Annotated in this window: 14 protein-coding genes; 1 reads left to right on the forward strand and 13 read right to left on the reverse strand. The window is 70.3% G+C overall.

The genetic code is table 11. The annotated features are described in order from the left end of the window. Positions 1 to 19: 19 nt before the first annotated feature. Together rpsG and rpsL are read right to left on the reverse strand one after the other, a co-directional pair. On the reverse strand, positions 20 to 490 hold the full coding sequence (rpsG, locus tag AC07VM_RS03400; protein WP_017201608.1) for a 30S ribosomal protein S7: 471 nt from the start codon (positions 488 to 490) through the stop codon (positions 20 to 22). Between the two features lie 5 nt (positions 491 to 495). Further along, a complete protein-coding gene (rpsL, locus tag AC07VM_RS03405) occupies positions 496 to 864 on the reverse strand; it encodes a 30S ribosomal protein S12 (protein WP_017201609.1) in 369 nt (122 codons plus the stop codon). 233 nt (positions 865 to 1097) lie between these two features. Between rpsL and AC07VM_RS03410 the strand changes: the two genes are divergently transcribed. Continuing rightward, a complete protein-coding gene (locus AC07VM_RS03410; RefSeq protein ID WP_494909977.1) occupies positions 1098 to 4307 on the forward strand; it encodes an ATP-binding protein in 3210 nt (1069 codons plus the stop codon). 27 nt (positions 4308 to 4334) lie between these two features. On the opposite strand, the gene AC07VM_RS03415 is transcribed toward AC07VM_RS03410, so the two are convergent. The 11 genes from AC07VM_RS03415 to AC07VM_RS03465 form a co-directional block, all read right to left on the reverse strand. Then, positions 4335 to 5168 carry an ABC transporter permease gene (locus tag AC07VM_RS03415; RefSeq protein WP_267415693.1) on the reverse strand — a complete coding sequence of 278 codons (834 nt, stop codon included), beginning with the start codon at positions 5166 to 5168 and terminating at the stop codon, positions 4335 to 4337. After that, positions 5165 to 6163 (reverse strand): ATP-binding cassette domain-containing protein, encoded by a 999-nt coding sequence (locus tag AC07VM_RS03420; RefSeq protein WP_267415694.1) that lies wholly within the window; start codon positions 6161 to 6163, stop codon positions 5165 to 5167. Before AC07VM_RS03420 ends, AC07VM_RS03415 begins: the two co-directional genes overlap by 4 nt. An 83-nt stretch (positions 6164 to 6246) precedes the next feature. Next, positions 6247 to 6894, reverse strand: coding sequence for a spermidine/putrescine ABC transporter substrate-binding protein (locus tag AC07VM_RS03425; RefSeq protein WP_267415695.1), 648 nt, complete (start codon positions 6892 to 6894; stop codon positions 6247 to 6249). A 91-nt stretch (positions 6895 to 6985) separates the two neighbouring features. Next, the gene (locus tag AC07VM_RS03430; protein ID WP_494910744.1) at positions 6986 to 7483 is read right to left on the reverse strand and encodes a DUF6121 family protein; all 498 of its coding nucleotides are present in this window, start codon (positions 7481 to 7483) and stop codon (positions 6986 to 6988) included. Continuing rightward, positions 7483 to 8511, reverse strand: a complete 1029-nt coding sequence (locus tag AC07VM_RS03435; protein ID WP_494909978.1) for an ABC transporter — start codon at positions 8509 to 8511, stop codon at positions 7483 to 7485. The genes AC07VM_RS03430 and AC07VM_RS03435 overlap by 1 nt, the downstream gene beginning before the upstream one ends. A 114-nt stretch (positions 8512 to 8625) precedes the next feature. Then, the gene (locus AC07VM_RS03440; RefSeq protein ID WP_267415698.1) at positions 8626 to 8778 is read right to left on the reverse strand and encodes a hypothetical protein; all 153 of its coding nucleotides are present in this window, start codon (positions 8776 to 8778) and stop codon (positions 8626 to 8628) included. Positions 8779 to 8827: 49 nt separating this feature from the next. Next, positions 8828 to 9481, reverse strand: a complete 654-nt coding sequence (locus AC07VM_RS03445; protein ID WP_494909979.1) for an HAAS signaling domain-containing protein — start codon at positions 9479 to 9481, stop codon at positions 8828 to 8830. Further along, positions 9478 to 9810, reverse strand: a complete 333-nt coding sequence (locus AC07VM_RS03450; protein ID WP_267415700.1) for a PadR family transcriptional regulator — start codon at positions 9808 to 9810, stop codon at positions 9478 to 9480. The genes AC07VM_RS03445 and AC07VM_RS03450 overlap by 4 nt, the downstream gene beginning before the upstream one ends. Positions 9811 to 9854: 44 nt before the next feature. Further along, positions 9855 to 10712 carry a chitosanase gene (locus AC07VM_RS03455; protein ID WP_494909980.1) on the reverse strand — a complete coding sequence of 286 codons (858 nt, stop codon included), beginning with the start codon at positions 10710 to 10712 and terminating at the stop codon, positions 9855 to 9857. A gap of 37 nt (positions 10713 to 10749) precedes the next feature. Next, complete coding sequence (locus AC07VM_RS03460; RefSeq protein ID WP_494909981.1) at positions 10750 to 11688, reverse strand: sugar ABC transporter permease; 939 nt, start codon at positions 11686 to 11688, stop codon at positions 10750 to 10752. Position 11689: 1 nt separating this feature from the next. Beyond that, entirely contained in the window at positions 11690 to 13294 is a 1605-nt protein-coding gene (locus AC07VM_RS03465; protein ID WP_267415702.1) for an ABC transporter permease subunit, read from the reverse strand. Between the last annotated feature and the right edge of the window lie 58 nt (positions 13295 to 13352).

Here is a 13352-nt window from a genome sequence, read left to right on the forward strand (position 1 = left end):
GAGGGGCGGGCGAAGCTGTTTACCAGCGGTAGTGAGCGAACGCGCGGTTCGACTCGGCCATCTTGTGCGTGTCCTCGCGGCGCTTGACCGCGGCACCCAGACCGTTCGACGCGTCGAGGATCTCGTTCTGCAGACGCTCGGTCATCGTCTTCTCACGACGGCCCTTCGCGTAGCTCACGAGCCAGCGCAGAGCGAGCGTGTTGGCGCGGTGAGGCTTGACCTCGACCGGCACCTGGTAGGTCGAGCCACCGACGCGGCGGCTGCGGACCTCGAGGGTGGGGCGCACGTTGTCGAGCGCCTTCTTGAGCGTGGCGACGGCGTCCTGACCGTTCTTCGCCTCGACACCGCGGAGGGCGCCGTAGACGATCGACTCGGCCAGCGACTTCTTGCCGTCGACGAGGATCTTGTTCACCAGCGAGGTGACGATCGGCGCGCCGTATACCGGGTCGTTGACGACGGGGCGCTTGGGGGCGGGACCCTTACGAGGCATCTAACTCAACCCTTCTTCGCGCCGTAGCGGGAACGAGCCTGCTTACGGTTCTTGACAGCCTGGGTGTCCAGGGCGCCACGGACGATCTTGTAACGCACACCGGGGAGGTCCTTGACACGACCGCCGCGCACGAGCACCAGCGAGTGCTCCTGCAGGTTGTGGCCCTCACCGGGGATGTACGCGGTGACCTCGGTGCCGTTACGGAGCTTCACACGAGCGACCTTGCGCATCGCCGAGTTCGGCTTCTTCGGGGTGGTGGTGTAGACGCGGGTGCAGACCCCGGCCTGCTGCGGGTTCGACTTGAGCGCCGGTGCCTTGGTCTTGGTGACCTTGGGCGAGCGACCCTTGCGAACCAACTGCTGAATGGTTGGCACGTTCTCTCCTCATAGTGCTGCACGGTGACAGCGTGATGGGTTTCACATCATGACCCACCGGCACGCCGGAATCGACGAGCTTTTGGTGTGATGGGTATGCCGTGGGGGCGGACCGGCATGGTGCCGACGCCCAGTGCGCACGTCGAGACGTGCACACACCTGGTCAAGTGTAATGCCGCGTAACGTGACGGTCAAATGAACGCAAGTCCGGCCGCGGCTAGGCTGGCGTGGTGATGAAGGAGCCGCCCCGGGTCGCCGTGCTGGGTCCGGCGACCGTGACCTCGGGCGACGGGGTGGTCGAGCTTCCCGGTCCGACCACGCGCGCGCTCCTGGTCGCCCTCGTCCTGGGCGATGGACGCCCGCGCGGCATCGAGGCTCTGGCCGCCGACATCTGGACGGATGACGACCTGCCCGCCCATCCGCGAGGGTCCGTGCAGACACTGATCTCGCGCCTCCGGGCGGTCGCCGGCACCGACCTGATCCGCAGCACCGCCGCCGGCTACGCGCTTGCCGACGCGGGCGGCACCGACCTGGCGCGCGCTCGGACTCTCGAGGGCGAGGCCACGCGACTCCCCGACGGGGACCCGGCGCGACTGACGCTCGTCGACGAGGCACTCGCACTCTGGCAGGGCGAGATCGGCGCGGACCTGGATCGCTCCCCCGTCGGCGCGGAGCTGAGGGACATGGCCGCCGCCCTGCGCGCCCGTCTCGACGACATGCGCGGTCGGACGCTGGTCGTCCTGGGCCGAGCGGAGGAGGCGATCCCCGCGCTGCGTTCGCTCGCCGAGACGCAGCCCTACGACGAGGGCGCCCACGCGCGCCTCATGGAGGCTCTCGCCGCGGCCGATCGTCCGCAGGAGGCCGTCGCGGTGTTCGCGCAGCTGCGCGAGCGTCTGCGCGACGACCTCGGCTCCTCCCCCGGGCCGACGATCACCGCCCTGAACACCCGCCTCCTCCGGGGAGAGGCCACCGCCGGCCCCGCGCCCGTGCGGATCGGGCTGCGCTCCGCACCCAACGCGCTGATCGGCCGCGACGACGACCTGGCCCGCATCTCCGACCAGCTCACCGGCTCACGCCTGGTGACCGTTCTCGGCGCGGGCGGCCTCGGCAAGACCCGGCTGGCCCAGGCGGTGGCCGCCGCTTCCGACGCCCCGCTCGTCGCGGTCATCCCGCTCGCCAGCATCCGCGACGCCGCCGACCTGGAGCCGGCGATCGGCGCCGCCCTCGGCATCAGCGAGACCCGCACCGGCGGCACGCTGGCCGACGCCCGCGCGCAGCCCGATCTGCGCACGCGCATCGTCGCCATGCTGGGCGAGCGGCCGGCTCTCCTCGTGCTCGACAACTGCGAGCAGATCATCGACGCCGTCGCCGCCTGGGCCACGGAGATGCTCTCCACGCTCCCGAGCCTGCGCATCCTCACCACCAGTCGCACCCCCGTGGCGATCTCCGCCGAGTCGGTGTACCCGCTGGCTCCCCTCCCCATCGAAGAGGCGGGCGACCCGGGCCCGGCGGTGCGCCTGTTCCTCGAGCGGGCGGCGGCCGTGCGTCCCGGCGCCGCGCTCCCCCCGGCCGTCGTCGCGCGCCTGTGCCGACGCCTCGACGGCCTGCCCCTGGCCATCGAGCTCGCGGCCGCCCGCATGCGGACCATGACCGTCGAGCAGATCGAGTCGCGACTGGAGAACCGCTTCGCGCTGCTCACCACCGCCGATCGCGCAGCGCCCGCCCGCCATCGCACCCTGCAGGCGGTGATCGAGTGGAGCTGGGACCTGCTCGACCCGGATGCGCGTCACGCGCTCGCCCGCCTCGCGGTGCTGCCCGCCGGGTTCTCCGCCGGCACCGCGGCGGCCGTGCTCGGTCAGGACACGGCCGACGACCTGCTCGACCGTCTCGCCGGTCAGTCGCTGGTCGTGGTGGTCGAGACCGCGGATCACGACGGCATCCGCTTCCGCATGCTGGAGACGGTGCGCGAGTTCGGGCTCGCGCGACTCGTCGAGGACGGCGGCGAGGACGCGGCCTGGGCGGCGGTGCTCGCCTGGGCCTGCAGCTTCACCCGCATGCCGGGTGCCGGGATCTTCGGGGAGTTCTCACCCCTGCAGCCGAGCGTCCTGCGCGAGCTGAACGCCGAGAACGACAACCTCGTCGCCGCGCTGCGACACGCGCTCGACGGCGGGCTGGCCCCCGAGGCGGTCGGCATCTTCGCCGTGCTCACCTCGTCGTGGGTGGTGCGCGGCGCGTTCACCGAGCTGATCGGCTTCGCCCCGTCGATGCTCCCCCTCGTCGAGCACCTCCCCGACGGGGCGGTGCCGGCCGACGTGCTGGCCCCCGTGGTGCTGGTGTGCGCGCTCCTCGCGCTGGTCGGGGACGATCCGCGCGGGCTGCGCATCTTCCGGCGGATCCGGCAGCTCCGGGAGGAGGTCCCCGGTCCGAGCCCGGCCTGGGACGCCCTCGCCGCTCTCGCCGGTGCCGCCGCCCGACCGGCCAGGATGTCGAAGATCCTCGCGATGCAGCGGCTCTCCCCCGACGCGTCGGTCCGCCTCGTCGGCGAGTTCCTCACCGCCCAGTCGGCCGAGAATCAGGGCGAGGCGGCCGCCGCCGGAGCAGCGGCGCAGCGGGCGTGGGAGCTGGCGGAGCACGCGGGCGACCGCTGGCTCGCCTCGCTGTCGGCCAGCTCCGCGGCGCAGGTGGCCAGCCAGTCCGCTCGCCCCACGGAGGCCCTGATCTGGCTCGATCGCGCCCGGCGCGGGTCCGAGTCCTTCGACATCCTCGACGAACGGCGCCAGCAGGACTGGACCCGCGGCGTCAGCCTCGTGAGCCTGGGCAGGCGGGAGGAGGCGGAGGAGCTCTTCGAGCAGCTCACCCACGTGAGCGAGCTCACCCCGGAAGGGCTGGAGTTCGCCTCCGTGGGATGGGTCGGGCTGGCCGAGGTCGCCCGAGCCCGCGGACTGACCGAGATCGCCGCGATGCACTACGAGCGATCGATGACCACGTTCCGCTCGCACGATCAGCGCGCCTCGCCGTGGTTCCTGCTCGTGATGGCCAGCTTCGTCTCGGCATCCGTCCTCGACGGTCTCGAGACCTCGCAGAGCGCGGCGCACTGGGCCCGACGACTGCGCACCCGCATGCTGGCGATCGCGCGGATGCGCTCGGAGTACATCGACCGTCCGGTGCTGGGGACGGCCCTCGCCGGGTGGTCGACCTGGGCCCTCACGGAACCGGCGCTGCAGGACCGCGGGCTGCTGGCGCTCGCCCTGGCCGAGGCTCTGGGCGGTCGACAGGATCTGCCGAGCCTGCACCTCGACGTGCTGCTCGCCCGCGCGACCTCGATCCTCGGCCGGGATGCCGTGGCCACCGTCCGTGCCGCCGTCGCGGGCTACCCGTCGGACGAGCTCGCCACCCGGGCGCTCGACGTGTTCCGGATGCGCGAGACGCCCCGCGCGGTCTGACCACGCGGGGCGCTTCGAGGGACGGGATCAGGCCTTCCGCATGTAGGCCCGCACGGTGAGCGGCGCGAAGATCGCGACGATCACGGCCGCGCCGAGGAGCGAGATCCAGGCGTCGGCGCCGAAGACGCCGTTGTTGACGATCTCCCGCACCGCCGTCACCAAGTGCGAGACCGGGTTGATGTTCACGAAGCCCTGCAGCCAGCCCGGCATGGTGTCGACCGGGACGAACGCGTTCGAGAGGAACGTGAGCGGGAACAGCACGAGCATCGAGATGCCCTGCACGCTCGACGCCGTGCGCGCGATCACTCCGAAGAAGGCGAAGATCCAGCTGATCGCCCACGAGCACGCGATCACGAGCAGCCCCGCGCCGATGACCGCGCCGATACCGCCTTCCGGGCGCAGACCCATGATGAAGCCCATCGTGAAGGTGAGCGTGGTGGCGATCGCATAGCGGATCGTGTCGGCCAGCAGCGCCCCGGAGAGCGGGGCGATGCGGGCGATCGGCAGCGAGCGGAAGCGGTCGAACACCCCCTTGTCCATGTCCTCACGCAGCTGGGTGCCGGTGACGACCGAGGTGGTGATGACCGTCTGCACGAGGATGCCCGGGATGATCGTGGGCAGGTACGAGGCCACGTCCCCCGAGATCGCCCCGCCGAAGATGTACGTGAACATGAGCGTGAAGATGATCGGCTGGAGCGTGACGTCGAACAGCTGCTCGGGCGTGCGCCGGATCTTCACGAGTCCGCGATACGCCATCGTGAGCGTGTTCTGCACGGTCTGGACGATGCTGGTGTGGTTCTTGAGTCGGCGCTCCGACGCGGGGACGATCATCCGGCGCGGAGCTTCGGCGATGGCGCTCATGCGGGCACCTCTTCCTTCTGCGCCTCGGCGGGCGCGTCCTGGTCCGTGGCGTCATGCCCGGTGATGGTGAGGAAAACCTCGTCGAGGGTCGGCTTCTGCACGCTGAGCTCGGAGACCCCGATCCCGGACTCGCGTAGGGCGATGAGCAGGTCGGCGATGCGATCGGCATCCGCCATCGGCGCCGTGATCCGGGCGGCCTCCGGCGAGAGCGTGCCACGCACCCCCAGGATCCGCTCGATGGAGACGAGCGCGTCCGCGGTGTCGGCGGCGTCGGCGAGCCGCAGCTGCAGACTCGAGCTGCCCACGGACGCCTTCAGCTCGTCGGCGGTGCCCTCGGCGACCACGCGTCCGCGATCGATCACGGCGATGCGGTCGGCGAGCTGATCCGCCTCGTCGAGGTACTGCGTGGTGAGCAGGACGGTCGAGCCGGTCGCGACGAGCTCCCGGATCGTGTCCCACATCTGCCCGCGGGTGCGGGGGTCGAGTCCGGTGGTCGGCTCGTCCAGGAAGATGAGGGGCGGCTGCGCGATGAGCGACGCCGCGAGGTCGAGACGACGACGCATGCCGCCGCTGAAGTCCTTGAGTGGACGCCGCGCCGCCTCGCTCAGCCCGAACCGCTCGAGCAGCTCGACGGACTTGCTCCGCGCCTCGGCGCGGGAGAGTCCGAGCAGGCGGGAGAAGATCATGAGGTTCTCGTTGGCGGAGAGCGTCTCGTCGACCGAGGCGAACTGCCCGGTGACGCCGATGAGCTGACGCACCACCTGCGGCTCGCGGACGACGTCGTGGCCGAAGACGCGGCCGGTGCCGCCGTCCGGGCGCATCAGGGTGGCGAGCATGTTGATGGTCGTGGTCTTGCCGGCGCCGTTCGGACCGAGCACGCCGTAGACGGTGCCGGTCTTGACCCGGAGGTCGACGCCGTCGACCGCCCGGTTCTGACCGAACACCTTCACGAGCCCCTCGGCCTCGACGGCCCAGTCTGATGTGAGATCTGTCATGCCCACAGCATCCGCCGCCCCGCTTTCACGGCGCTGTCGTCGCGGTGACAGCGACTGTCACGACGTCGGTGGGCGGCCGCGGCTCAGGGCAGATCGGGGTCGAACGGGGAGTCCAGGGACTCGGTCAGCTCCGCGAGCAGCGCCTCGATCTGCGGCTCGACGTGCTGGGAGATCGCCGCCTGGATGTGGATACGGTGCCGCAGCAGGATGCCGCAGATCTCGCGGCCGACCAGGTTCGCGTACTCGTCTGCGAGGGCGACCTCCTGGCGGAGGGCGATCTTCGCCTCCTCGGTGAGGGGCGGCAGCGCGGGCAGCGCGGCGGCGGAGTCGTCGGCGAGACCGGCGATCGTGAACAGGAACGGCGCCCCCGGAACGGGCTCCGGGTCGAGAGGGAGACCGTCGAACTCGGGGTCGAGGTCTTCGGCGGGGCGGTAGCTGCGGGCGCGGTTGCGCGCGGCCTGCTGGTCGAGCTCACGCTGCAGCATCGGGAGGTTGCGCGCCGTGTACTCCGCGACGGCATGGTCGACGATCGTCTTGATCCGCGTCGAGAGCCCGTGCTGCACACCGTGCGGGGTGTTCGCGCCGATACCGGCCGCGGAGAGGATGGGAGAGCCGAGACAGCGGCGGCACGGCGCGACGCGGCCGCGGTGGGTCGCCGGCTCCCAGCGCGGCACCCAGCGCAACCAGGCTTCGACGGCCTGGTCCACCTGCGTCTCCAATGAGCGCTCCACCCCACCAGCGTACGGCGCGTCGCTCGTCACGGTCGCGATTTCCCGCGTCTCGGCGGGGCGACCCGCTCCGGTGCGAGTCGGCGCCGCGAGGTCATTCCTCCTCGTCGCGCTCCCACGGCCAGCGCGGATGCTCGGCGCGGGTGCGACGGAGGGCGATGCCACCCCACGCGGCGATCAGCCCGGCCGCCACCAGGATCGCACTCGCGCCGCCGCGGACCAGATCGCCGACCACCGCTGTCGCGAGGACGATGCCCGAGCCGGTGAGCACCACGAGCCACACCGCGATCAGGTGGGCGAGCGCGGCGAGCAGGCTGATGGCGATGGTCGCCACGTACGACGGGCGGTGACGGCGCAGCGTCGACCACAGCATGAGCCCGAACACCACGACGGCGACGGCCATGCCGATCACCCCGGGTGCCTGCCCCAGATCCGGCACCGCGATGATGTCGGTGTCTGTGGCCACGCTCAGCGCGCCGAGCCCGAACACCGCGAGGGCGAAGTAGCTGATGGTGGCCAGAGCGACGGCGAGGACAGCGGAAACCCCCGCGGACTCGGGCCCGCGGGGGTTCGGCGTGGTGGAGTTCGTGATTACCTCGGCAGAGTCGGACCGGCTTCGAGCGTCCGCTCATACTCGCGCTGGGCCTCGGCGTTCAGCTCGGTCTTGCGGGCGCCGCTGCGGGAGACCCAGGCGCCGAACCAGATGGTCAGCTCACGGGCGAACACGAAGGCGGCGATGGCCAGCGGTGCCAGCAGCTGCTCGCCGACCAGGTCGAGGCCCTGGGAGGCGGTGAGCTTCCAGAAGGGCGCCTCGAACAGCTGTCCGAGGATGTGCCCCGCGTAGGCGATGACGCCGACGATGATGCCGAACACGACCCACAGGCCCCAGCGGCCGCGGTTGATGATCGCGCCGAGAAGCCAGAAGCCGAGGAAGAAGACCACGACGGGCGTCCAGTATCCCCACGTGGTCAGCGGCGCGAGAGCGGCTTCGCCGATGTTCTCGCCGCTCACGTCGCCGGCGATCGCGCCGAAGCCGAGCGCCGCTCCGAGGTACAGGACGGCGAAGACGAGGGTGGCGAGCAGCCCGATCAGGCCGGCGGTGCCGCGGTTGCCGCGGTCGCGGGGCGGCTCAGGGGCCTGCACGAAGATCGGCTGCGGCTGGGAGGCGGATGCGGCGACCAGCGGCTCGGACGGGACGATGCGCGTCTCGACCTCGTCACCGTACTGCGCGTAGGGCGTGCCCGTCATACCCGAGCCCTCGTGGCCGAACGGGACGGGGGCGGCGACGCTCGCCTCGGGGTAGAAGGACGACGAGTCGACCTCCTCCTCGCGCGGCGCTTCGGTCCACGGACGCGGTTCCTCCTCCGGCACGGAGGACGCGGCGGGAGGCGGCGGTGCGAACGTGCCGGGGTGATCGCGCTCGGCGGCTTCGAACGCGGCGAGGTCGGGATCGATGGTCTTGTCTGCGGCGGCGTCGGTCGGCTCGCCCTCCGGCGTGCCGACGGTGCCGGGAACGTCTGCACCCGCGGCGGCGGCGGCGTCGAGACCGGCGTTCGCGCTGCCGACGACGTCGTCGACGTCAGCCGGCTTCTCGGGCTGGGGAGCGTCGGGGTCACTCATGGGGTGCGCCTCTCATCGGATGTGTGCATTGCGAGGGTACCGCCGGGCCGACGACCGCTCCCGCAGGCGTGCCGACGTGTCGTCATACGCGGTTCCCCGCGCGGTCCCGCGTGCTCAGGGAAGGGCGCTGCGCAACGCGGTGCCGGCGAACTCCGCGAGCACCGGGAGCATGGGAAGGGACAGCCAGATGAGCGCCCCGATGATGCCGACGCACACGATGCCGGCGAACCAGCTCATCCCGAGGTTGCGCCCTCCGACCCGTGCCATGACTCCCACGCTAGGGCCGATGGCGTGCGGTGCGCGGGCGCAACGCCGATCAGCGGGCGGAGCGACCCCGGAGCCGCCAGAGCAGCCACAGACCGGATGCCGGGATGAGGAGGAGCCCGAGCCCCATCGCCCCGATCCAGATGACGTCGTACCACGCGGGCACGAGCGGGTTCGGGGCCGGCGGGGTGCCCGTCCCCGAGGAGCTGCCGGTCGACTCCCACGCGGCGAAGCCGGCCATCGTGGTGAGCAGGAGCAGCGACAGCGTGCCCACCACGAACGGCACGACGATCGCGACGACCTTCTCCCAGGTCTTCCAGAGCGAGCTCAGGCTGACCAGCACGGCGCCGACGAACCATCCGACGATCGGGAGCACGATCCCGCCGAAGCTGAGGGTCAGGGCCGCGGCGATCGCGAACCCTCGCGTCGAGGTCGTCGCCGGACGCGGCGCGGACGGAGCCGTCATGGGTGCCGCGACCACGACCGGAGGCAGGGACGGCACCTCGTCCTGCGCCTCGCGGGCGATGGCCACCGGATCCCCCAGCTGGGCGATGCGTGCGGCGGTCGCGTCGGCGTCGAGCCCGTCGAGCTCCTCCACGATGCCCCCGCGGATGTCGGAGGCGACACCGTGCGGCAGCCCGCGCATGGCCTCGTCGAGGCGCGCGAGGTACTCCTCGCGCAGGGTGTCTGCGGTGATCTGTGTCATGGTCGTCCCTCTCCGACGATGCCCGTGACGACACGGGCGAACGGTGTCCACTGCGCGCGGAAGCGCTCGAGCTGCTCGATCCCGGCTTCCGTGAGCCGGTAGTACTTGCGCACGGGCCCGCTCTCGGACGGCAGGTCGAACGTGCTGACCCAGCCGTTGTCCCGCAGCCTTCCCAGCAGCGGGTAGAGCGTGCCGATGCTCGCGATCAGCCCGGCGCCGCTGAGCGCGTCCGCGAGCTGCCAGCCGTACATCGGCTCGCGCGAGAGGAGACCGAGCACGCAGTACTCGACCACTCCCTTGCGCATCTGGGCGCCGATGTCAGCTGTCATGCATGACAAGGTAGCATGTCAGGCAAGCTAGTGGGAAGCCCGCTTCACCACCGGGACGGCGGGGCGCTCTCGATCTCGTAGGGGTCGCCGTACACCGACCAGCGCAACGGCGGATCGAGCGACAAGTTGCCGGCGTCGAGGAACGTCCGCTGCGCGGTGTCGATCCGGCTGGTGTCCTCGTGCGCCGCCTCGGCGCGCATCTCGTCGGCGCGCGCGTCGAGGAAGGCGTGGAGATAGGCGACCTGGTCGCCGCCGTCCGCCGGAGTCGTCTGCGCGCGCAGGGCCGCGTCGCGGATCGATGCGAAGCCGGAATCGCCGTGCATCACCATCGCATCGAAGTAGATGAACTGTCCGAGCACGCCGAGCCCGTCGGAGAGTGCCTGTCCGACCGCGGGCTCGAAGTAAAGCCGATCCACCTCGTCGCGCTGCGCCTGCTGGAATGCGGGCTGAGCGGCCTCTGCACGCCATGCCTCCTCGAACGCCTCGCCGAGACCCTCGTGCGAGTCGGTGCCGTCGACCGCCCGGAGCGCGGGCAGGAACTCCGCGAGCCGGTTGTCCGGCGCCTTCTCCGTGTAGCGCTCGACGAGCATGAGCATGTCGTGCGTGCCGGAGGTGAAGCCCACCAGTCCGCCGGTGTAGCCCCGCTCGTCGCCGATGTCCTCGATGTAGTCGTAGCGGTCGTACCAGGCGAGTGTGGAGTTCTCCGCCGAGGCGACGAGCTCCATCGCGATCTCGCGCTTGACGGGATCCCGCAGCGTGACGGCGGCGGCCGCGGCACCGCGGACCGTCGCCCACACGGCGACTCCGCCGGCGGCGAGGACGACGACTGCCAGCACCACCACCAGCGCGATCAGGCCACGTCGGCGGGGAGGAGCTGCGGAGGCGGACGGATGCGGGGTCATCCACGCATCGTAGACAACCCCGCCGTGCGTCGTGCGCTCAGCCCTTCGTCGCGCCGGCCGTCAGCCCGCCGACGATGTACTTCTGCAGGAAGAGGAACAGGATCATGACGGGGATCGCGGCCATGACGGCGCCTGCCGAGAAGGCCGACCAGTCCGCGTACCGCGGGTTCGCCACCAGCTTGGTCAGTCCGACGACGAGCGTCTGCTGGTCCACATCGACGAGCATCACGCTCGCGATGACGTACTCGTTGACCGTTCCGATGAAGGACAGGAGCCCGACCACCGCGAGGATCGGTGCGACCAGACGCAGGATGATCGTGAAGAAGATCCGCGCATGGCCGGCGCCGTCGATGCGGGCGGCCTCGTCGATCTCCTTCGGGATCGTGTTGAAGAACCCGTACATCAGGTAGGTGTTCACGCCGAGCGCGCCGCCGAGGTACACCAGGATCAGACCCGTGTGCGTGTTCAGTCCGATGGCGGGGAACCAGTCCCCCAGCGTCGACATGAGCAGGAAGATCGCGACCACGGCGAGCAGCTGCGGGAACATCTGCACCACCACGATCGTCACCAGTCCGACGCGACGCCCGGCGAACCGCATGCGCGAGAAGGCATATGCCGCACAGGCGCCGATGAAGACCGTGACGGCTCCGGTGACCACGGCGATCAGCAGGGTGTTGAGGAACCAGGTCCCGTAGGGGTTCTGCGGGTCGCTCAGGATGCGCACGTAGCTGTCGATGCCGATCGCGGAGAACAGCTGGTTCGAGCCGGTCAGCGTCCCCTTCGGATTCAGCGACGCCGAGACCACGTACAGCAGGGGGAACAGGGCGAAGGCGCTCACGACGATCGCGACGACGTGTCGCCATCCGGTGTCGGCGAACCAGGCGCCGAAGCTGCGGCGACGCGGAGCGAGGCGCTGCAGGTCGGCGTCGACGGGAGTGGCGGCGGAGCGGGTGGTGGCGGGGCCGGCGGTGCTCATGTCAGTTCAGCTCCTCGAGGGCCTTGGTCTTGCGGAAGCTGATGATCGAGATGGTCGCGACCACGATGAAGATCAGGATGGTGAAGGCGGATGCGAGGCCGTAGTCGCGCGTCTGGCCGGTGAACGCGACCTTGTAGACCATCGAGATCAGGATGTCGGTGTGCCCGACCGGGATCGACACGTCGCTGAACCGCGGCCCGCCGTTGGTGAGCATGTAGATCAGGTTGAAGTTGTTGAAGTTGAACGCGAACGACGAGATCAGCAGCGGGGCGACCGTGACGAGCAGGAGCGGGAGCTTGATCCGGCGGAAGACCTGCCACGGGTTCGCGCCGTCCATGACGGCCGCCTCGTTCACGTCCTCCGGGATGCCCTGCAGGGCGCCCATGCAGACGAGGAACATGTACGGGAAGCCGAGCCAGAGGTTCACGAGCAGCACCGACACTTTGGCCAGCGTCGGATCCGTCAGCCACGGGATGGCTGCTCCGCCGAAGATGACCTGGTTGATGAAGCCGAAGCTCTCGTTCATCATGCCGGCCCAGACGAGGGCCGAGAGGAAGGCGGGGAACGCATAGGGGAGGATCAGGATGATCCGGTAGCCGTTGCGGAACCGCATCCGCGTGTTGTTGAAGACGAGTGCCAGCAGGAGCCCGAGGAAGAACGTCGTCGCGACCGAGATCAGTGCGAACGCGAAGGTCCACAGCGTCACCGAGATGAGCGGCCCGCGGATCGAGGAGTCGGTGACCGCGCGCACGAAGTTGTCGAAGCCGACGGTGGTCTGCCAGCCGGGCAGCAGCTGCTCGCCGTCCTCCGCCGTGAAGGCTCCGTCGCCCGTATCCGCGTAGACCGTCCCCGTGGTGCTGTCGGTGATCGTGTCGGCGGCCGCGTCGTACTCGAGCGTCGAGACGTACAGGTAGCCCTTCTGCCCGTCCGGCGCGCGCAGACTGCCGTCGTTCGGGTCGTCGCTGAACGGCACGGACAGCTGCTCCAGCTCGCTGGAGAGGGTGAAGACGGTGGCGAGCGGGAGCGTCGTCCACCCGTCGACCGCGACCGCCTGTCCGCCCTCGAACTCGGCGTCGACGTCCGCCAGCGGCTGCTCGGCCGTGCCGAGGAGAGCATCGCCCGACTCCGGGTCGGTCACGAGCAGACCGTAGGTGCCGAACTGCTCGACGACCTTCACCGGGTACGTCGGCGAGTCCTCGACCCGCTCCTGCGCCGAGGCGAGGAGCGAGGAGATCGCCTGGTCCTTGGTGCCGTTGTGACCGGTGCCGTAGTTCGTGAACCCGATGTAGCCGGTGTAGAGCAGTGTGAACACCTGGAACACGATCAGGAAGATGATGCCGGGCGTCAAATACTTCGCCGCGATGCGCTTGCGCGAGAAGTAGATGTAGTTGACGAGGATCGCGACCGCGACGACGATGCCGAGGATCAGCCATTCCTGATGCAGGAAGAGCACGAACGCGGCGTAGAGGGCGATCGCGTCGACGATGGCCAGCAGGATGATCTTGAGCAGCATCCAGCCGATCGGGCCGGATGCGGCCTCCGCGATCTTCGCGGCCTGTCGCTGGCGTCGGGTCGGAGGAGCGGTGCGCTCTTCGGTGTCTGTCATGTCGTCCTCGTCATGATCCGGCCGGGGCGGCGGAATCCGCTCGCCCCGGCCGGGTCTG

The sequence above is a fragment of the Microbacterium sp. GW821-FHT01D02 genome (genome assembly GCF_059422585.1).

What these genes read in the sequence shown, in the direction of transcription:
- AC07VM_RS03415 (WP_267415693.1), bottom strand. Translation starts at nt 5,168, where the DNA reads ATGAGCGCCATCGCCGAAGCTCCGCGCCGGATGATCGTCCCCGCGTCG.
- AC07VM_RS03435 (WP_494909978.1), bottom strand. Translation starts at nt 8,511, where the DNA reads ATGAGTGACCCCGACGCTCCCCAGCCCGAGAAGCCGGCTGACGTCGAC.
- AC07VM_RS03410 (WP_494909977.1), top strand. Translation starts at nt 1,098, where the DNA reads ATGAAGGAGCCGCCCCGGGTCGCCGTGCTGGGTCCGGCGACCGTGACC.
- AC07VM_RS03420 (WP_267415694.1), bottom strand. Translation starts at nt 6,163, where the DNA reads ATGACAGATCTCACATCAGACTGGGCCGTCGAGGCCGAGGGGCTCGTG.
- AC07VM_RS03440 (WP_267415698.1), bottom strand. Translation starts at nt 8,778, where the DNA reads ATGGCACGGGTCGGAGGGCGCAACCTCGGGATGAGCTGGTTCGCCGGC.
- AC07VM_RS03465 (WP_267415702.1), bottom strand. Translation starts at nt 13,294, where the DNA reads ATGACAGACACCGAAGAGCGCACCGCTCCTCCGACCCGACGCCAGCGA.
- AC07VM_RS03450 (WP_267415700.1), bottom strand. Translation starts at nt 9,810, where the DNA reads ATGACAGCTGACATCGGCGCCCAGATGCGCAAGGGAGTGGTCGAGTAC.
- rpsG (WP_017201608.1), bottom strand. Translation starts at nt 490, where the DNA reads ATGCCTCGTAAGGGTCCCGCCCCCAAGCGCCCCGTCGTCAACGACCCG.
- AC07VM_RS03445 (WP_494909979.1), bottom strand. Translation starts at nt 9,481, where the DNA reads ATGACACAGATCACCGCAGACACCCTGCGCGAGGAGTACCTCGCGCGC.
- AC07VM_RS03455 (WP_494909980.1), bottom strand. Translation starts at nt 10,712, where the DNA reads ATGACCCCGCATCCGTCCGCCTCCGCAGCTCCTCCCCGCCGACGTGGC.
- AC07VM_RS03460 (WP_494909981.1), bottom strand. Translation starts at nt 11,688, where the DNA reads ATGAGCACCGCCGGCCCCGCCACCACCCGCTCCGCCGCCACTCCCGTC.